The organism is Peribacillus sp. NPDC097198, assembly GCF_044762055.1.
Classification (GTDB): Bacteria; Bacillota; Bacilli; order Bacillales; family DSM-1321; genus Peribacillus.
The window spans coordinates 176,611-196,394 of record NZ_JBIWDO010000004.1; the positions used below are offsets into that span (position 1 = coordinate 176,611).

The 19,784-nt window shown below is 39.6% G+C and carries 22 protein-coding genes; 21 read left to right on the forward strand and 1 reads right to left on the reverse strand.

Annotated features, from left to right (window positions below):
- Nucleotides 1-82 precede the first annotated feature (82 nt).
- The 9 genes from prsW (at nt 83) to fni (ending at nt 8,080) form a co-directional block, all read left to right on the forward strand.
- Nucleotides 83-769, forward strand: coding sequence for a glutamic-type intramembrane protease PrsW (gene prsW, locus ACIQXQ_RS08625; protein WP_402956674.1), 687 nt, complete (start codon nt 83-85; stop codon nt 767-769).
- A 121-nt stretch (nt 770-890) separates the two neighbouring features.
- Nucleotides 891-1,745: a spore cortex-lytic enzyme gene (gene sleB / locus ACIQXQ_RS08630; RefSeq protein ID WP_402869207.1), complete on the forward strand. Its 855-nt coding sequence runs from the start codon at nt 891-893 to the stop codon at nt 1,743-1,745.
- 14 nt (nt 1,746-1,759) lie between these two features.
- On the forward strand, nt 1,760-3,115 hold the full coding sequence (gene ypeB, locus ACIQXQ_RS08635; protein WP_402869205.1) for a germination protein YpeB: 1,356 nt from the start codon (nt 1,760-1,762) through the stop codon (nt 3,113-3,115).
- Between the two features lie 187 nt (nt 3,116-3,302).
- A complete protein-coding gene (locus ACIQXQ_RS08640; RefSeq protein ID WP_402869203.1) occupies nt 3,303-3,962 on the forward strand; it encodes a flagellar brake protein in 660 nt (219 codons plus the stop codon).
- A 68-nt stretch (nt 3,963-4,030) separates the two neighbouring features.
- Nucleotides 4,031-4,216, forward strand: coding sequence for a YpfB family protein (locus tag ACIQXQ_RS08645; RefSeq protein ID WP_402869200.1), 186 nt, complete (start codon nt 4,031-4,033; stop codon nt 4,214-4,216).
- 193 nt (nt 4,217-4,409) lie between these two features.
- On the forward strand, nt 4,410-5,084 hold the full coding sequence (cmk, locus tag ACIQXQ_RS08650; RefSeq protein WP_402869198.1) for a (d)CMP kinase: 675 nt from the start codon (nt 4,410-4,412) through the stop codon (nt 5,082-5,084).
- Nucleotides 5,081-5,668 (forward strand): lysophospholipid acyltransferase family protein, encoded by a 588-nt coding sequence (locus ACIQXQ_RS08655; RefSeq protein ID WP_402956676.1) that lies wholly within the window; start codon nt 5,081-5,083, stop codon nt 5,666-5,668. The genes cmk and ACIQXQ_RS08655 overlap by 4 nt, the downstream gene beginning before the upstream one ends.
- A 208-nt stretch (nt 5,669-5,876) precedes the next feature.
- Entirely contained in the window at nt 5,877-7,013 is a 1,137-nt protein-coding gene (rpsA, locus tag ACIQXQ_RS08660) for a 30S ribosomal protein S1 (RefSeq protein WP_402956678.1), read from the forward strand.
- 20 nt (nt 7,014-7,033) lie between these two features.
- Complete coding sequence (fni, locus tag ACIQXQ_RS08665; protein WP_402956680.1) at nt 7,034-8,080, forward strand: type 2 isopentenyl-diphosphate Delta-isomerase; 1,047 nt, start codon at nt 7,034-7,036, stop codon at nt 8,078-8,080.
- A gap of 60 nt (nt 8,081-8,140) precedes the next feature.
- Here the strand turns inward: fni and ACIQXQ_RS08670 are convergent, their stop codons facing one another.
- Entirely contained in the window at nt 8,141-8,272 is a 132-nt protein-coding gene (locus tag ACIQXQ_RS08670) for a YpzI family protein (protein ID WP_402869190.1), read from the reverse strand.
- Nucleotides 8,273-8,387: 115 nt separating this feature from the next.
- Between ACIQXQ_RS08670 and ACIQXQ_RS08675 the strand changes: the two genes are divergently transcribed.
- The 12 genes from ACIQXQ_RS08675 to hepT all read left to right on the forward strand — a co-directional run bounded on the left by ACIQXQ_RS08675 (nt 8,388) and on the right by hepT (nt 19,757).
- Entirely contained in the window at nt 8,388-9,008 is a 621-nt protein-coding gene (locus ACIQXQ_RS08675; RefSeq protein ID WP_402956682.1) for a YphA family membrane protein, read from the forward strand.
- A gap of 500 nt (nt 9,009-9,508) precedes the next feature.
- Nucleotides 9,509-10,819: a ribosome biogenesis GTPase Der gene (gene der, locus ACIQXQ_RS08680; RefSeq protein WP_402869186.1), complete on the forward strand. Its 1,311-nt coding sequence runs from the start codon at nt 9,509-9,511 to the stop codon at nt 10,817-10,819.
- A gap of 16 nt (nt 10,820-10,835) precedes the next feature.
- A complete protein-coding gene (locus tag ACIQXQ_RS08685) occupies nt 10,836-11,888 on the forward strand; it encodes an NAD(P)H-dependent glycerol-3-phosphate dehydrogenase (protein WP_402956684.1) in 1,053 nt (350 codons plus the stop codon).
- Nucleotides 11,889-12,444: 556 nt separating this feature from the next.
- The gene (locus tag ACIQXQ_RS08690) at nt 12,445-12,642 is read left to right on the forward strand and encodes a DUF2768 domain-containing protein (RefSeq protein ID WP_402869182.1); all 198 of its coding nucleotides are present in this window, start codon (nt 12,445-12,447) and stop codon (nt 12,640-12,642) included.
- A gap of 16 nt (nt 12,643-12,658) precedes the next feature.
- Nucleotides 12,659-13,381: a hypothetical protein gene (locus ACIQXQ_RS08695; protein ID WP_402869181.1), complete on the forward strand. Its 723-nt coding sequence runs from the start codon at nt 12,659-12,661 to the stop codon at nt 13,379-13,381.
- Nucleotides 13,382-13,609: 228 nt separating this feature from the next.
- The gene (gene spoIVA, locus ACIQXQ_RS08700) at nt 13,610-15,088 is read left to right on the forward strand and encodes a stage IV sporulation protein A (protein ID WP_402869179.1); all 1,479 of its coding nucleotides are present in this window, start codon (nt 13,610-13,612) and stop codon (nt 15,086-15,088) included.
- Between the two features lie 501 nt (nt 15,089-15,589).
- Nucleotides 15,590-15,862 (forward strand): HU family DNA-binding protein, encoded by a 273-nt coding sequence (locus ACIQXQ_RS08705; RefSeq protein ID WP_318683240.1) that lies wholly within the window; start codon nt 15,590-15,592, stop codon nt 15,860-15,862.
- 285 nt (nt 15,863-16,147) lie between these two features.
- Nucleotides 16,148-16,714, forward strand: coding sequence for a GTP cyclohydrolase I FolE (gene folE / locus ACIQXQ_RS08710; RefSeq protein ID WP_402956686.1), 567 nt, complete (start codon nt 16,148-16,150; stop codon nt 16,712-16,714).
- Between the two features lie 21 nt (nt 16,715-16,735).
- The gene (mtrB, locus tag ACIQXQ_RS08715; protein WP_402869175.1) at nt 16,736-16,981 is read left to right on the forward strand and encodes a trp RNA-binding attenuation protein MtrB; all 246 of its coding nucleotides are present in this window, start codon (nt 16,736-16,738) and stop codon (nt 16,979-16,981) included.
- Nucleotides 16,982-17,221: 240 nt separating this feature from the next.
- Nucleotides 17,222-18,046: a heptaprenyl diphosphate synthase component 1 gene (locus ACIQXQ_RS08720; RefSeq protein WP_402956688.1), complete on the forward strand. Its 825-nt coding sequence runs from the start codon at nt 17,222-17,224 to the stop codon at nt 18,044-18,046.
- Nucleotides 18,047-18,049: 3 nt separating this feature from the next.
- Nucleotides 18,050-18,766, forward strand: coding sequence for a demethylmenaquinone methyltransferase (locus tag ACIQXQ_RS08725; RefSeq protein WP_402869172.1), 717 nt, complete (start codon nt 18,050-18,052; stop codon nt 18,764-18,766).
- Between the two features lie 28 nt (nt 18,767-18,794).
- Nucleotides 18,795-19,757 (forward strand): heptaprenyl diphosphate synthase component II, encoded by a 963-nt coding sequence (hepT, locus tag ACIQXQ_RS08730; RefSeq protein ID WP_402956690.1) that lies wholly within the window; start codon nt 18,795-18,797, stop codon nt 19,755-19,757.
- Nucleotides 19,758-19,784 lie beyond the last annotated feature (27 nt).

Genomic DNA, 19,784 nt, shown 5'->3' on the forward strand with positions numbered 1-19,784 from the left:
GTAAAAAAACAGGAAGACTAATTACAGGATTTTATTTTTCTCCATTCCATGGTACGATTAAGGAAAAGAAAAGAGGTCGGCCATGCTGGTCATTTTGTCAGCGGCTATTGCGCCAGGGTTGGCGTTACTCAGCTACTTTTATTTGAAAGATCAATATGATACCGAACCCATTTCGGTGGTCATCAAAATTTTTCTATTCGGTGTATTCCTTGTTCTACCAATTATGTTTATACAATATGTGCTCGAAACGGAACACATTTTAGATACTAATCTCGCCAATGCATTTTTATGGGCAGCTTTGCTTGAAGAATTTTTTAAGTGGTTCATACTTATCTACGTCATTTATCAGCATATTGCCTTTGATGAACCATATGATGGGATCGTTTATGGGGCAGGAGTTTCCCTTGGCTTCGCAACAATGGAAAACATTTTGTACCTGCTAGCGAATGGTGTGGAGCATGCTTTCAGTAGAGCGATCCTGCCGGTATCGAGCCATGCCTTGTTCGGCGTAATCATGGGGTATTATTTGGGTAAAGCAAAATTTTCCGCTGATAATAATAGGTTGTACGTATTCCTGGCATTGATTATCCCGATTTTGTTACATGGCATCTATGATTATATTTTAATTTCCCAGAAGTTCTGGGTACATTTAATCATGCCCTTTATGGTTTACCTATGGTGGCTGGGAATGAAAAAAGTGAAAAAAGCCCGTTTATTGTCAAAGTTTCATGCAGAAAAGATTTCTCAAAATCATTATCTAAGTAAATAATATTATTTCTTATTTCGGAGTGTTGGCATAATTTGCCCACTCCGTTTTTTATTGCCTTGGAATAAAAGCGCGGGTTAAGAAGAAAATAGAATAACGTTAATTCAAGTAAAGAGGAGTGTTTTTGATGAAAGGAATTTCGTCAACGTGGAAGTGGCTCTTGCTACTTTCATGCATAACGATTTGTTTCGGAATTTTCCCGGAAACAAGAACAAATGCCTTTTCGAGTCAAGTTATTCAAAGGGGCGCTGTTGGCGATGATGTAATTGAATTACAGGCACGCTTACAAAACATTGGTTATTATCAAGGGAAAATCGATGGGGCATATGGCTGGGGAACTTATTGGGCACTACGTAATTTCCAAGAAGACTTCGGCCTGCCGATCGACGGTCTTGCAGGGTCAACGACAAAAAAGAAACTTTCAGATGCATCTAATTTCAATAAGGAATTTGTCCATGACCAGATCAATAAAGGAAATGAGTTTACCTATTACGGGGGAGTCGACATTGATAAGCAAGTAAAAGTTAAAGATAAAGAGAATGCCTCTACAAGTAAGGCGAATGACTCTACATCGGATAATAAGTCTACAGGTACCGCTACATCTGCGAACCTTCCAGGAGGATATTCACAGAATGATATCCAACTGATGGCAAATGCCGTATATGGGGAATCCAGAGGCGAACCATATACAGGGCAGGTTGCAGTGGCCGCAGTGATCCTCAATAGGGTGGAGAGCGCTTCGTTCCCAAATACCGTTTCAGGCGTGATTTTTGAGCCTCGTGCGTTCACGGCAGTTGCGGATGGGCAAATTTGGTTGACTCCGAACGAAAGGGCGAAAGAAGCGGTCTTGGATGCGATTAACGGTTGGGACCCAAGCGGTAATGCGGAATATTATTTCAATCCTGAAACAGCAACAAGCAAATGGATTTGGTCCAGACCACAAATTAAAAAAATCGGAAAGCATATTTTCTGTAAGTAAAGAGGTGATGAATTATGGTTAGGAATATAGTAATTGTCCTGCTTGTTTTAGTCGTTGGAGGAACTGCCTTTTGGGGATACCAAGAACATAAAGAAAAAAATGCTGTATTAATTAATGCCGAAAACACGTATCAGCGGGCCTTTCATGATTTAAGCTATCAGGTGGACCTATTACATGACAAAATTGGGAGTACGCTCGCCATGAATTCACAACATTCTTTAAGTCCAGCCCTTACCGACGTTTGGCGAATCACTTCTGAGGCACAGAGTGATGTTGGGCAGCTGCCACTGACCTTACTTCCTTTTAATAAGACAGAAGAATTTTTATCGAAAATCGCAGACTTCAGTTACCGAACGGCGGTTCGTGATTTGGAAAAGCAGCCGCTGAGCGATAAAGAATACGCGAATTTAAATTCTTTGTATACTCAAGCTGGAGATATTCAAGGTGAGTTAAGAAAAGTGCAATATCTTGTACTTAAAAATAATTTAAGATGGATGGATGTCGAGTTAGCGCTAGCGACGGGTAAAGAGAATAATGATAATACAATCATTGATGGGTTTAAAACGGTAGAGAAAAAAGTCGCAGGATATGGTGAAACGAATGAAATGAATCCAACATATATCTCTGCAGAGCAGAAGGACAAAAATTATCAAAATTTAAACGGGAAAGCATTGACGAAAAAAGAGGCTGTCACGGCCGCGCGAGCGTATTCAAATAATCAAAGTGAAAATGTGAAAGTAAATGTTGAAGAAAACGGAAAAGGCTCTGATTATGGATTTTATAGCATAAGTATCCTGGATAAGGAAAAGGATACCGAGGTGAATATGGATATGACCAAAAAGGGTGGTTATCCCATCTGGTATATCAATAATCGGGAGGTGCAAAAAACGAATATTGATTTAAATCAAGCTTACGGTAAAGCATCCGCTTTTCTTAAGAAACATGACTTTAGATCGCTTGAGTTGTTTGAAAGTGTGCAATATGGTCACATAGGTCTGTTTAATTTTGTCTCTTCTGTCAATGGAATAAGGGTTTACCCAGACTCGGTCAAGGTAAAAGTGGCTTTGGACGATGGATCCATCATCGGATTTTCTGCAGAAGAATATTTAAAAGCAAATAAGATTAGGGATATTGGTGACGCCACAATTACAGAAAAAGAAGCGAAAGAAAAAATTAATCCGAACGTCAAAATCATGGAGCAGGGAAAGGCATTAATTATAAATGACATAGGTGAAGAGGTACTTTGTTACGAGTTTCTTGGAACGATTAAGGAAGATACCTACCGAATTTTCATTAATGCTGACAACGGCAGGGAAGAAAAGGTAGAAAAATTGAAAAATGCAGAACCTGTTTATGAAAAGTTAATCTAATATAACATCCACACTAATATTTAAAATAAATATAGGGAAAAGTGCCTAGGTACTTTTCCTTTTTCCATTTCCATGACATAATACAAATAAACTTTTTATGGATTATGTGGAATAAATTAAGGGTTTAATTTCATTAATTCCTTCAGTGGTGATCCTTTTTAAGAATAACGAAGGACGTGTAGACACAATGTTTAAAATAGGTGATATGCTGACGCTAGAGCAAAAATACTCTTCCCAAAAGGAAAAGTTTAAATGTATGGTCGTAGAAATGGAATCTGGTTGCGTTTATGTAGACTACCCCATAAATATCGAGACGGGAAAAGTTGTATTTCTAGTGGATGGAACTCAACTGAACATTTCCTTTACGGATGAGGAACAAGCCGTTTATATTTTTGATTCCGAGGTATTGGGCAAAGTGAAAGGGCAAATCCCGATGATTCAACTAATGGTACCCGAAGTAGAGACGTTTGTGAAAATTCAGAGGAGACAGTATGTCCGTCTTGATGTAACGGTGGATATCGCATTGCATCCCATACAGTATGAGTTTTCCCCATTCCGAGCCCTGACCGAGGACATCAGTGCGGGTGGGGCTTCAATCAGGCTTTTAAAAGGTGTGGATATCGGATCTGTCTCAGAACTATATCTATGGATGGCCCTTACATTAAAGTCAGGGGAAATTCAATACTTGCGGTTGAAAAGTAAAGTGATAAGGGTGACGGAGAAGGACCATGGCAATAGGTTACTTCATATTCAATTTATAGACCCTCCAAGAAATGAGGTTCAAACATTGATGAGGTTCATTTTTGAAAAGCAAGTGGACTTGAAGAAAAAAGGTCTGTATATGTAATTGAGGTGAATGAGAAGTCGGATTTCTTTCCATACTGATTGTATTACCTAGTTTGGAAGGGACAGTTCATGAAAACAATTGAAAGGCTTTTAATTAAAGTGATAATCATCCAACTAATCTGTTTGCTTTTTTTTCAACTTCTTCTAAGTAAGGAAGATCGCATCTTTGAGCTGACAAAGCTTTCAAAGTATGAAGGGGTCAATACAAATAACTATACTAAAATTATTGAAACCTTTAATGGGACATCAAAATAAAAGCGCGGGATTCCCGCCTTTTTCTAGATGAACATGCCTTTAGCAAGGAATCTCGGATAAATACGGATAAGGTGTTTTAAACAGACGTGATTTTCAATTGACACGCCCTTTTATTAATCTTTTTCTCGCTAATTGTGATAAAATGAAGGGGTAGTAAACTATCATCATGATCGTAGGATTCTTGGGAGGATTTATGACAAAAAAATTATCAGTTGCAATCGATGGACCAGCTGCTGCTGGAAAAAGTACGGTTGCAAAAATTGTTGCAGAAAAGTTCAATTACATATATGTAGATACAGGTGCGATGTACCGGTCATTAACTTATAAAGCGTTGAATCACGGGGTTGCCCTGAATGATGAGAACGCTTTATTCAATATGTTGATCGATACCGATATATCTTTAAGACCGAGTGAAGCGGGACAATTGGTGTTTGTGGATAATGAGGATGTTACCGCTCAAATTAGAAACAATGAAGTGACCGGGTCTGTCTCAGAAGTGGCAAAGCACAGAAGCATTCGGGAAGAAATGGTTAGAAGGCAGCAAATGTTTGGTGAAAATGGCGGAGTGGTCATGGACGGCAGAGATATAGGTACCCATGTACTGCCGAATGCCGAGGTTAAGGTATTCCTAATTGCCTCTGTGGATGAAAGGGCTCAGCGAAGACATCAGGAAAATCTACTAAAAGGATTCCCTTCTGATATTGAGATCTTAAAAGAAGAAATTGCAACTAGGGACAAGCTCGACTCCGAGAGAGAAGTTTCCCCTTTGAAAAAGGCAGAGGATGCTGTCGAGATTGACACGACTTCGCTATCCATCCAAGAAGTGGCAGAAAGTATCATGTCATTGATAGAAGAAAGGAAAAGATGACCTTGGATTTTTATACTTTTGGTAAAAACGTCGTAAAAGGCGTTTTAATGCCTGCTTATAGGGTTAAAACGTTAGGGAAGGAAAATATACCTGAAGAGGGAGGGGTGCTGATTTGTGCCAATCACATTGATAATTTGGACCCGCCCGTCGTCGGAATGACGTCTCCAAGGGATATTCACTTCATGGCGAAGGAAGAGTTGTTTCATGCACCTATATTAAAGGGTATATTACCTAGGGTAAACGCTTTTCCCGTAAAGCGGGGAAATAGCGATCGGGAATCACTTAGAAAAGGGCTGAAGCTTTTAAAAGAAGGCAAAGTACTTGGGCTATTTCCCGAAGGTACCAGAAGCAAAACGGGTGAATTGCAAGAAGGTTTGGCAGGAGCCGGTTTTTTCGCATTGCGATCCGAAGCTGTGATAATTCCTTGTGCGATAATTGGACCATATAAATTACTGCGCCCTCTAAAGGTCGTTTACGGCCCACCAATTGACTTTACAGAATATCGGGAGAAAAGGATTTCAGCTGATGAAGCGACCAAAATCGTTATGGCGCATATCGGAAAATTGATTTCTGAACATAAATAATCCTTTCCGCTTGACAATTCACTGATTTTGTTAGAATTTATAAATTAGGGGTAATATTCCTTTAAAGGAATAAAAAAGGTAATTTGACCTTTTTACCCTAAAAAGAGGCTGGTTTATCTTTATAAAAAGTGGTTTTATCCAATCACTTTAAATAAAATATATGGCCGATGAATTTGCTGATCAGTCATGGGTTAAGGAGGAGTTAGTAATGACAGAAGATATGAATCAAGTAGAAGTGAACAATTACAATGTTGGGGATCAAGTTAAAGCAACCGTTTCAAAGGTAGAAGAAAAACAGGTCATTGTCGATGTGGAAAACAGCAAGTCCGGTGGGATCATTCCTATCAGCGAGTTGTCAAGCCTGCATGTCGAAAAAGCATCTGATGCCGTTTCAGAAGGAGACATCTTAGAGCTTGAAGTTATCAAAGTGGAAGAAGAAGCTCTTATTCTATCAAAACGTAAAATTGATGCTCTTAAAGCGTGGGATGACCTAGAAGAAAGATTTGAAAATGGAGTCGTATTTGAAGCAGAAATCAAAGATGTTGTCAAAGGCGGACTTGTTGTAGATCTAGGCGTACGTGGTTTTGTTCCAGCTTCTTTAGTAGAAGACTACTTTGTTGAGGACTTTTCTGATTATAAAAACCGAACTTTAACATTCAAGATTGTCGAACTTGAGAAGGATAAGAACCGTTTGATTCTTTCCCATCGGGCAGTTGTACAGGAGCAAAAGGAAAAGCAGAAAGCTAGTGTTCTTGATGGAATTGAAAGTGGCCAAGTGATTGAGGGAACTGTACAAAGAATAACCGATTTCGGAGCTTTTGTTGATATTGGTGGCGTAGACGGACTTGTTCATATTTCTCAACTGTCTCACCAACATGTCGATAAAGCGTCAGATGTCGTGACTGAAGGCGATAAAGTACAGGTGAAAGTTCTTTCGATTGACCGTGATAACGAGAGAATTTCTTTATCCATAAAGGATACCCTTCCTGGTCCATGGGTGGATATCGCTGATAAAGCAGCAAAAGGATCGATACAAGAAGGTGTAGTTAAACGTCTTGTTTCCTTCGGTGCCTTTGTTGAAATCTTTCCCGGAGTGGAAGGATTGGTCCATATTTCACAGATATCTCACAAACATATAGCAACACCGCAGGAAGTCCTGCAAGAGGGTCAGTCGGTCAAAGTGAAGATTTTGGACGTCAATGAAGCGGATCAACGGTTATCATTAAGCATCAAAGAACTGGAAGATCCACAATCTAATTACTCGTCGGATTATGAAATTCCGGCTGAAACAAAAGGGTTCCAGCTTGGTGAAATGATTGGCGATCAATTAAAAAAACTAAAATAAGATAATAATTGGAGAGAGCCTTGGAGAGAGCACAACGAAAATTAGACCATATAAACATTGCATTGAAAACAGGCCAGCAACGTAAATCCGGGTTTGAAGATGTTTCGTTTGTTCACCAAAGCTTACCTGGGATTTCATTGGATAATGTGGATATTACGGCGGAAATTGGCGGACTTACATTAAGTTCGCCAATTTTCATAAATGCCATGACCGGCGGCGGTGGACTGGAAACTGAAAAAATCAATAGGGAACTGGCCATTGCTGCCAGGGAAACTGGAATGGCCATGGCAGTCGGTTCACAAATGGGAGCCATTAAAGATCCCAGTCAGGAAGCTTCATATAAAGTGGTAAGACAAGAGAATCCTAATGGAATCCTAATTGGAAATCTTGGTGGTGAAGCCACTGTTGAACAAGCAAAGCGAGCGAGCGATATGATTGAGGCTGATGCATTCCAGATTCATATCAATGCCATTCAAGAGTTGACCATGCCTGAAGGAGATAGGGATTTTGCAGGTATACTGTCTAGGATAGAAGAAATCAATAAAAATTTAGGAGTTCCACTCATAATAAAAGAAGTAGGGTTTGGCATGAGTAAGGAAACCGTAGAGCAATTGCATTCTGTTGGAGTTTCCATAATAGATGTGGGCGGTTTCGGTGGAACGAATTTTGCTAGGATTGAAAATGAAAGACGCTCCAAAATACTCGGATATTTTAATGAATGGGGTATTCCCACTGCTGCTTCCATAGTAGAAGCGGTAAATGTTTCACCCGCATTGTCAGTCGTGGGTTCAGGCGGTATTCAGAATCCTTTAGAGATTGCTAAAAGCTTAGCTTTAGGAGCAAGTGGAATAGGGATAGCTGGCCATTTCTTGAAGGTGCATAAAGAAAGCGGTTTAGAGCAGCTAATTAGGGAAATAAATTACATACATGACGATTTTAAGATTATTATGACGGCACTTGGTGCTATTAATATTTCCGAGCTTAGAAAGGCAAAGGTCGTGATCTCCGGTGATACCTATCACTGGTTGACTCAAAGAGGGATAGACTGCACTTCCTATGCAAAATGACAATAAAAGAAGCACCATCTATTGTTATCATGACAATAGATGGTGCTCTTTTTTTAGTGGTCAATGGTTTCTATTTCTTGCATCTTCAGGACTTTCCAGCTTGGTTGCCCCTTTTTTATCGAGGGACTGGTCCCGATCCGATTCCAAACGTTTGCTTTCCCTTAATTTCTTTTCTTGGCGGTCTTTGCCCACGAGATTACACCTCCTTTATTGTCAGGCATGCATTTAGTAACTTATCAAAAAAATCGCCATGTTTATTCTTACCATAAATAACCCATAATGTTTCTTAAAAAGGGGAGAAGCTATTATGGATGGAATATTTTTTTATTGGGTTTCATGGATAGTGTGGGTATGTGTCATGTTTTTTATTCCTAAAACCGTTGCCTATCGATTCGATTTCCTTTTCCATCTGTTAGCTATCATGGTCCTTGTGGGATATACCCTTGAGGTATCCTCCTTTACTATGCATATTAGTGGGCTATATCTTTTTCTTATTCTGTGTGTATACATAAGAAAGCGATCTCCCTTGAAAACAATAGAGCTTGTTATAGGAAGTTTGATTGTCACTCTGGCCTATGCAAGTTTTCAGTTGTTCTCTTTACTAGATCCCATTTGGCTATTTATCAAGGCGCCCTATCTTCTTTGCATTTTCCTGAATTATTTGATTCTCTTACTGTTTAAAGACTGGAAATCGCGCATGTCGGTACTGTTGTTAGGAATGACGCTGGGCGATCTTGTGTATTCAGGCCTCCTTCATTTCCATTTGATGACTTACGTGGCGCTATCTTATGCATGGCATGATAATGTAGTCATGGTATTGACGGCCAATGCTCTTTGGCGATTGCTCGAGGTCTTATGTGGATATATTTTTGCATCATCACAAGCAAGGGTATTGTCGGAGGAAAGGAAGGAGAACTTTACCCAATAGATAGGATAAAAATTTGTTTAATATAATACTTTTCATAAGGAGTTTTTGCGGGGAATATTGTAGGAGAATGGGCTTTTATGCATACAATCATTGTTGATTAGTGAGAAATTTGGTACTATAGGATAGTTAGAGGTCTGTAGATAAATCGTAAAGTGCTCTAATTATATTAAATGGAAGCTGTTGCCGAAGGTGTTTTTTGGCTGTCTTCATTTTTTCTTGGCTGTTTTTAATCATGTTTAGCAAGCAGCGGATTTGCCATATGTTCTCTTAGGAACAAGGGGATAGGCGGACTCATGCCTGTATATACTTGATACGTTTAACTTGCCAACAGTATAGGTATTTTCTTGTACTGATGGAAGTTTCCTTTATATGATGATCCATACAGCCTTTTCCTTAAAAAGGAATTAATGAAAATCACAGTGCAGATGAAATATTAAAAGAATGCATTCATGAATTTCGTGACTTTGACAGAGATATAGTAGCAGAAAGGGTGAATAGCAATGCCAAAACCGGTAATTGCGATAGTTGGTCGGCCAAACGTTGGTAAATCAACAATCTTTAATAGAATAGTGGGAGAACGTGTTTCAATCGTTGAGGACGTTCCAGGAGTAACAAGAGACAGGATTTATAGTTCAGGTGAATGGTTAACTCATGACTTTAATATCATTGATACAGGTGGAATCGACATCGGTGATGAGCCATTCCTGGAACAAATTCGTTCGCAGGCTGAAATCGCCATTGATGAAGCAGATGTTATCATCTTCATGACGAATGGACGTGAAGGTGTAACTCCAGCAGATGAAGAGGTTGCTAAAATCCTCTATAGATCGAAAAAGCCAGTCGTTCTTGCTGTCAATAAAGTGGACAACCCAGAAATGAGAGATCAAATTTATGATTTCTATGCTCTAGGTTTTGGCGATCCATTCCCAATTTCAGGTTCACATGGACTGGGGCTTGGTGATCTGTTGGATGAAGCCGCTAAACATTTCCCTAAATACGGTGGCCAGGATTATGCTGACGACGTAATCAAATTCAGTCTGATTGGACGCCCAAATGTCGGTAAATCATCCCTAGTGAATGCTTTATTGGGGGAAGAACGTGTTATCGTAAGTGATATCGAAGGTACGACACGTGATGCAATTGATTCACCGTACAAATTCAATGGCAAAGAGTATGTCATCATTGATACGGCAGGTATGAGGAAAAAAGGGAAAGTGTATGAAAGCACAGAGAAATATAGTGTTCTTCGTGCTTTAAGAGCAATTGAACGCTCTGATGTTGTTCTGGTCGTTCTGAATGCGGAGGAAGGCATCCGCGAACAGGACAAGAAAATTGCTGGATATGCTGATGAAGCGGGTAGAGCGGTTATCATCGTGGTCAATAAATGGGATGCCATCGAGAAAGACGAAAAGACGATGAAGGAATTTGAAGAAAAAATCCGGGATAATTTCCAATTCCTTGATTACGCTCCGATTATTTATCTATCTGCCCTAACTAAGAAACGCACGCATACATTGTTGCCGGTCATTGATCGAGCTAGCGAAAACCATGCTATACGCGTTCAAACAAATATCCTGAATGAAGTGGTTATGGATGCAGTAGCCATGAATCCAACACCTACACATAATGGTAACCGTTTGAAAATTTACTATGCGACACAAGTGGCAATCAAGCCGCCTACTTTCGTTGTATTCGTTAATGATCCAGAGTTAATGCATTTCTCATATGAGAGATTTTTAGAAAATCGTATTCGGGATGCCTTTGGATTCGAAGGAACGCCGATACGGATTTTTGGACGCCAAAGAAAATAGAAAGGCGGTATGTACAATGGTGAATGAAAAAGAAAGCATCGCTGTTATTGGTGCCGGTAGCTGGGGAACCGCTCTAGCCATGGTGTTAGCCGATAACCAGCATGAAGTGAGATTATGGGGACATAACCCGAAGCAGATTGATGAAATAAATGTAGAACATACCAATAATAAATATTTGCCAGGAATTGAGCTGCCATTGGGGATTAAGGGCTATTCCTCTATGGAACAGGCTTTAAGTGGCATTGAAATCGTTATTTTGGCTGTTCCGACTAAAGCCTATCGTGAAGTGCTTGGGCAAATTGAAGCGGTTCACGATATTCCGTTAACGATTGTACATGTGAGTAAAGGTATCGAGCCAGATTCTCTACTTCGTATTTCCGAGATGATTGAAGAAGTCTCTTCGCCGGAATGGCTTAAAGATATAGTGGTCCTTTCTGGGCCAAGCCATGCTGAAGAGGTAAGTAAGCGCCATCCAACAACGGTTGCCGTATCATCTAAAAATATGAAAGCCGCAGAAAAGGTTCAAGACCTTTTTATCAATCATTCTTTCCGTGTCTATACGAACCCGGATTTGGTTGGTGTTGAAATCGGAGGAGCCTTGAAGAACATCATAGCTTTGGCTGCCGGAATAACGGATGGTTTGGGTTATGGGGATAATGCAAAGGCTGCCTTGATTACGCGTGGACTGGCGGAAATTTCTCGACTAGGAGTTGCAATGGGTGCCAATCCCCTTACATTTTCAGGTTTAGCTGGCATCGGCGATTTGATTGTGACATGTACAAGCGTGCACTCTCGGAACTGGAGAGCCGGAAATTTGCTTGGTAAAGGGCAAAACCTAGAAGAAGTATTAGAAAATATGGGTATGGTCGTTGAAGGTGTCAGAACGACTAAAGCAGCCTATCAGCTAGCTCATAAGTATGATGTGAACATGCCAATCACTGAAGCCCTATATCGTGTGTTATTTAATGGGGAAGAAGTGAAGAAGGCTGTTGATCTCTTGATGAACCGTTCAAAAACCAATGAAATGGAAGAACTTTTTAACATATTGGATAATAGACAGGAAAAATAATTCCATGGACTGTAAATCTGTTAAAAGAATTTCATTAAAATGGGCATTTGAGGATGCGAGTTACAAGGTATCAGCATACAATGCAACGAAAGTAAACTAGTAATTTGACCTCGGCACGGGGGATTTAGTCAAATGGCAGAAGATATCTTATTATCTTCTGCTTTTTTTTATGGAGAAATATCCTTCATATGTTCAAGTTTTTCCCCTGTCAGCAGTAAATGTTAACCAAGGGAACTCATCATCACTCGAATCGTGACTCCACAAGAGGGTTTTGGACGTGTGGAAGTGCCATTGTTTCTATTGGGCTATGAAACAATTCAAAACCATGTGTTGGCCTCTTTTCGGCTAAGTGAATGACTATAGCATCCTTCATGAAAAAAGTTGTTGCTGGGCTGTTATTTTGTCAAACTGGTTATTCTTTTCTTAACTTTTTAAACATTATTTTTAAACGAAAAAGCTAATTGAGCAATAATTTAAACAGTTTGGACAACGATTTAATACCTTTAACGTAATTTGGTATGTTATAATAATTTCTGGAAAAAGGAGTGAAGATGATATGACACCAGCTCTGCAAAAAATGTGGATATCCTTTATAGCGATGGGCTTTATGGTTATCTCTATCCTACTTATTTATGGAAGTCGTTATAAACTAAAAGGAATCTGGAAAGGCTTAACAGCAATTATTGCATACATACTTATGCTTCTAGCCGGCTTGATCATCCTTATCGTTGTTCTGAGCGGCCCAACCACTTAATAGGTGAGGAGATATGATGAGAAATTCTTTCAAAATATTATGTTTATTATGCATCTCTGGATTATTGACAGGCTGTTTGTATCCTCAGAAGCAAAAAGTTCAAAATCAATTACCATATAAAGAACAAATTCAATCTGTTCAAAGCGCTGTTGATCAATTTAAGGAAGACGAAGGCGGGATTCTTCCCATTGTGACGAAAGAAGCGGACACTCCGATTTATCAAAAGTATGTAATCAAGTTCACGAAAATCTCACCAAGGTATATGGCGGAACCGCCTGATAATGCTTATGAATCGGGAGGGGTTTTTCAATATGTCTTAGTGAACGTAGAGAACGATCCGACGGTGAAACTTTTGGATGTCCGGATGGCCCAGAAAATTCAAGATATTTCTTTACGGTTGCAGGCATATCAGCAAAGTAACGGGTATCCCCCTTATAAAGAGAGGATATCGGAAAATGTCTTTACGCTTGATTATAAAAAGATGGGTCTAAAGGAAGCACCAACTGTTACGAGCCCCTACTCACAAAAGGACCTTTATTTAGTGGTGGATGGGGATGGAAATCTTTATGTTGATTACACACCGGATTTATATGATGTACTGCAGCAGCATGATGGAAAAATCAAGACGGGAGAAGATATTCGGGAACTTCTTGTGGATAGTTCGGAATTCGTTCCAGCTTATTCACTGCCATATACTATCGATGAAAAAAGTAAAAGCCCAATATTTCTCACAAAATAGTCATAACCCTTCTTCTACAAAATATATTGTAGGGGAAGGGTTATTTCTTTATCTTCATTTTATCTTACTTTTAAAATAAAAACCCTTATATAAAATCTGTTGGTGGAGGAGTATGGGTACGGGAATAATCGGAATAAATTTTTCGGACAACATCATAGACATATAGTGTCCTAAACATGAGTAAATGGATAATCGTGATCCCAAAACGCTAATTCGGGAGGGGATACCTTGGAAAAGGTAGATATTTTTAAAGATATTGCTGAAAGAACCGGTGGAGACATATATTTAGGTGTAGTTGGAGCTGTCAGGACAGGGAAATCCACATTTATAAAAAAATTCATGGAGCTTGTTGTCATTCCGAATATACCGTCAGAAGCAGACCGAGCAAGAGCTCAAGATGAACTGCCGCAAAGTGCAGCGGGAAGAACAATCATGACGACTGAACCTAAGTTCGTGCCTAACCAGGCAGCCTCCATTCAGGTAGCGGAAGGTCTAGAAGTGAATATTCGATTAGTCGATTGTGTAGGGTATACAATACCTGGGGCCAAAGGGTATGAAGATGAAAATGGGCCCCGTATGATTCATACTCCATGGTACGAAGAACCGATCCCTTTCAATGAAGCAGCAGAAATTGGTACACGGAAGGTAATCCAGGATCACTCAACTTTAGGGATTGTGGTTACAACAGACGGGACAATTGGTGAAATTCCCCGCAGTGATTATTTAGAGGCCGAGGAAAGGGTCATCGAAGAATTGAAAGAGGTTGGAAAGCCGTTTATTATAGTCATTAATTCCGTGCAACCCCATCATCCAAATACGGTGGCACTGAGGGATTCTTTACAGGAAAAGTACGATATCCCTGTATTGGCGATGAGTGTGGAAGGGATGCGCGAATCGGATGTATACAGTGTGCTTCGTGAAGCTCTCTATGAGTTTCCGGTTCTTGAAGTCAACGTCAACCTTCCGAGTTGGGTAATGGTCCTCCGAGAAGACCATTGGTTAAGGGAAAGCTATCAGGAAGCGGTCAAAGAGACTGTAAAAGACATCAAACGTCTAAGGGATGTTGACCGGGTAGTCGGGCATTTTAATGAGTTTGAATTTATTGACCATGCTGCACTCGCGGGGATAGAAATGGGGCAGGGTGTGGCTGAAATCGACTTATATGCCCCAGATGAACTCTACGACGATATCCTGAAGGAAATTGTCGGTGTCGAGATACGTGGCAAGGATCACCTCCTATCCCTTATGCAGGACTTTGCATATGCCAAGGCCGAATATGATCAAGTAGCAGATGCTTTAAGGATGGTTAAGCAAACCGGATATGGTGTAGCGGCTCCATCTTTGAACGATATGAGCTTGGATGAGCCGGAAATCATTCGTCAGGGAGCCAGGTTCGGGGTCAGGTTAAAGGCGGTTGCCCCATCTATTCATATGATAAAGGTAGATGTCGAATCAGAGTTTTCACCGATCATTGGTACGGAGAAGCAAAGTGAAGAATTAGTCAGGTATTTAATGCAGGATTTCGAAGATAATCCACTCTCCATTTGGAATTCCGATATCTTTGGCCGAAGCCTAAGCTCATATGTTAGAGAAGGAATTCAGGTGAAACTAGCCATGATGCCAGATAATGCTCGGTATAAGTTGAAGGAGACGCTTGAAAGAATCATCAATGAAGGTAGTGGTGGTTTAATAGCGATCATTTTATAAGGAACCATATTATTAAATGGGACCAATTCCGTTCGTCGGATTGGTCTTTTTATTGTTAGGATTACATCAGTCCTTATAAGGGTAAAAAGAATCTGACCGATACGATTTTTTAGTAAGTTTTTAATGGAATCTCTAAAAACCCTAGTGTTATGCGATTTTCAGTGGGATTAGGAGTTTACTTTCTATAAAAAAGGGAAATGATGATTAGCGGGAGACAAAATTTATAAATTATACAATTTTTTATGAAAAGATTCCCATTATTTTTTGAATTCCCTTGCTAAGCGAATAGGATTTGTGATAATCTACATACAGAAAACGCGTTATAACAGCGGTTTCAACCTATTTTTAACTTAGCTGATGTGTCCTTTTGAAAAATTATTCAAGATAGGTTACACATGGTTAGCAGTAGGAAAAGTTCCCATTGAATTAAATATCAAATCACTATTATCGTGTTGTAATAATGATTTTTTATAAAGATCCTTTTGGGAGGAGGTGAATGGCATGAACAAAACAGAATTAATTAATGAAGTTGTTACAGCAACTGAAATTTCTAAGAAAGACGCTACAAAAGCTGTTGATGCTGTTTTTGATACAATCTTAGAAGCTCTAAAATCTGGAGATAAAGTACAATTGATCGGTTTTGGTAACTTTGAAGTTCGTGAACGTGCGGCTCGTAAAGGTCGTAACCCACAAACTGGTGACGAAATCGAAATTGCAGCTAGCAAAGTGCCAGCTTTCAAACCTGGTAAAGCACTGAAAGATGCAGTGAAGTAATTTTACCATTACATACGGGTGCTTAACCGACAAAAAGGGCCGCGTGCATACGCGGTCTTTTTTTGCTTCTTAATTTCTATCTATGCTATTATAAAAGGCAGTGAATACTGAAGAAAAGATAATATAATAATAAGTATCAATGAATGCAATGAATGGTACATGAATTATTTATTGATCTTTATACTGGTTAAAAGGCCTTTTGATGAAAGAACATTAAATGCCAGGCGTTTTGTCTTGTGTTTTTTTCTAATACATATTAGTTCAATTTAAATAGGGGGTAAGGGAATGGCAAATGTCGACCATGCAAAAATAGAAGAAGCGGTGAAGATGCTTCTTGAGGCAGTTGGGGAAGATCCTGGGAGAGAAGGGTTACTAGATACTCCAGCGCGCGTGGCTAGAATGTATGAAGAAATATTTTCAGGGCTGAATCAGGATCCAAAAGAATATTTCGATACGGTTTTTGGTGAAAATCATGAAGAGCTTGTTCTTGTGAAGGATATTCCTTTTTACTCGGTTTGTGAACATCATTTAGTGCCTTTTTACGGGAAAGCCCATGTCGCTTACATCCCTAAAAACGGAAAAGTGACAGGCTTGAGTAAGTTAGCCAGAGCTGTCGAGGCGGTTTCAAAACGACCACAATTGCAAGAACGCATAACATCGACCGTCGCAAATGCGATTATGGAGAAGCTGGAGCCACATGGTGTGATGGTTGTAGTAGAGGCTGAACATATGTGTATGACCATGCGGGGCGTGAAAAAACCAGGGTCTAAAACAGTGACCTCAGCGGTGAGAGGGTCTTTTGCAAAGGACCATCGTACTCGGGCCGAAGTATTGGCATTCATTAAAGACTAAGGATATAGGGGGAGAATAGAAATGGACGAAAAATTCTCAAGTGATTTTGTAGTCATTAAAGCCATTGAAGATAGCGTAAACGTGATTGGGTTGACAAGAGGGACCGATACCAAGTTTCATCATTCTGAGAAGCTTGACTCAGGGGAAGTGATGATAGCTCAATTCACGGAGCATACATCGGCCATAAAAATCAGAGGACATGCAAAGATTTACACTCCCTACGGTGAAATGGAAAGTGAGTCAAAAAAGAATCCAACCGTGAAGTAAATGATTCTCACCTAAAAGGTTATTCCTCACCTGGTTCACACATTTAATTAAGAAAACTTCTGCATCCAGTTGGTTAGAAAGAATAAAAGATGGGCTCCTTCCCATTCAGGGATGTATCATTTTATAAACGTTGTTCATTTCAACTGATTGTTTTTATGGTATAATAATGTGTATTTTACACAGATAAGAAACGAATATGTATGAAAAAATTATCTTTCGGGGATGCAAAGGTGATCTCAATTGTTAAACATAACGAATGACTTAAGACAATTAAAACAAACGATAGAAAAAAAGGCTCAACATCCTTATTTACTTAAATATATCCAAAAGCCATTAGTTGATGAAAATAAACTAACATTGCTTTGGGGCTTGTTTAATGATCTGGACGTTTTAAACGAAGAACGGGATCAATACATTGAATCGACCATGCTCGTTCAAATTGCTCTTGATACCCATGAAATCGTCTCTAATTCATTCGATGGGCCGGAAATGCCTGAGGTTTTGAAAAATCGGCAATTACAAGTCCTTGCAGGTGATTACTATAGCGGTCTGTATTATCAGGGGCTCGCGAGTATCGGAAACATTGAGATGATCCGCGTACTTTCAAGTGCGATAAAGAAAATCAACGATAATAAAATTATTCTTTATCAAAAATGCATAAGCGATCTTCCTACACTTCTAAAAACGTTAAAGGCAATCGAATCCTCACTTGTTTATAAAATGGCCGAATATTATAAACGACCTGATTGGATGGAGATTTCGGAAGACCTTCTTCTTTTAAATCGACTGCAGACTGAAAAGACAAACTATTTGCTTACTGGCCAATCGATTGTCTTTGATAACATGAGAAATATCATCGATGAAGGTAAGCGTAATGACGTCCATTCATCAGAAAAAGAAGAACGAGTAAAGATTGAAATAGATAGATGTCTAAGAGATGTAAGTAAAGCTGTAGAACTTTCCTCTCGGAATGTAACAAAAAAAAATGAAGAAATCTTACAAAGAGTGAGCGAGATACTTAAGCAAACAAAGAATCAAGCGAATTCATGTGTGAAAGAAGGTTGAGCCATGGAACAGTCTAAAGAGCAAAAAGTTCATCATGTTTTTGAAAAGATATACGGAAATTATGACAAGATGAATTCCCTCATCAGCTTTAAGCAGCATCTAAAATGGCGAAAGGCGACCATGGATATCATGAAAGTCCCAAAGGGCGCCCATGCACTCGATGTATGCTGTGGAACGGCGGATTGGACCATTGCGCTCGCTAATGAAGTCGGACCGGAAGGAAAAGTAATAGGGTTGGATTTCAGTAAGAACATGCTGAAAATTGGCGAACAAAAAGTCAAAGATCTTAAATTGGATCATGTTTCTCTTATGCATGGTAATGCAATGGAACTCCCTTTTGATGATAATAGCTTTGATTACGTAACGATTGGCTTTGGCCTTCGGAATGTGCCAGATTACATGCAAGTCCTTAAAGAATTAAACCGAGTGGTAAAGCCTGGGGGAATGGTCGTTTGTCTCGATACCTCACAGCCAACGATGCTAGGTTTTAAACAGGGCTATTACTTTTATTTTCGTTTTATCATGCCGGTTTTCGGCAAGTTGTTCGCTAAAAGCTATAATGAATATTCTTGGCTTCAGGAATCTGCACGCGATTTCCCGGGTATGAAAAAACTTGAAAGTATGTTTAAGCAGGCAGGCATGGAAAAAGTGAGTTATAAAGCGCATTTTGGTGGCGTTGCTGCAACACATTTCGGATATAAGCCTTTAAATAAAGCATAAAAGCAATGGACAAAGCTGGGTGGAATTTATGAAATATAGAATGATGTATTCCTTCTTGAATACAGATTTGCAATTAATTGAAAAAGAATTAGAAGCGGCAATTATAGCGGATTCCACGGTTTTGCGGGAAGCTTCACTACATTTACTGCAATCAGGTGGAAAACGTATTCGCCCGGTATTCGTCCTTTTAGGGGCGAAGTTTGGCGATTATGATATCCATGTAGTCAAGCATGTTGCAGCGACATTGGAACTGATACACACGGCTTCACTCGTACATGATGATGTTGTAGATGATGCGGATTTACGCAGAGGGTCTGCCACTATTAAATCGAAATGGGACAATCGTGTTGCCATGTATACCGGCGACTTCATTTTTGCAAGAGCACTGGAAATGATGGCAGTGATTGAGACCCCGCTTGCACATAAGATTCTCGCGGATACCATGGTCGAATTGTGCCTCGGGGAAATAGAGCAAATTAAGGATAAATACAATTTCAATCAAAACTGGCGAATTTATCTTCGAAGGATAAAGAGAAAAACAGCGTTACTCATAGCTTCAAGCTGCCAGCTCGGGGCGATTGCTGCCGGTGTTGATGAAAAAATCCATCAAAAGTTATTTAGATTTGGTTATTATGTTGGCATGTCTTATCAAATAACAGATGATATCCTGGACTTCACTGCATCTGAAGAAGAATTGGGTAAGCCGGCAGGCAGTGATTTGATACAGGGAAACATCACCTTACCCGTTTTGATTGCAATGGAAGACCCAATGCTTAAAAAGCTAATCGAAACGGTTAGGGAAGATATGTCCAAAGAAGATTTATCGAAAATCATTACAGCTATCAAGTCTTCAGGTGCCATTGAACAAGCGGCTAAGATAAGTGACCTTTATTTAGAAAAGGCTTTCTCGGAATTGAAAGGACTTCCCGCCATAAAGGCGAGGAAGACATTATCTGACATAGCAAAAAACATCGGAAAAAGGAAGTTTTAAAGCTTGCAGTTGCGCAACTGGACAAAC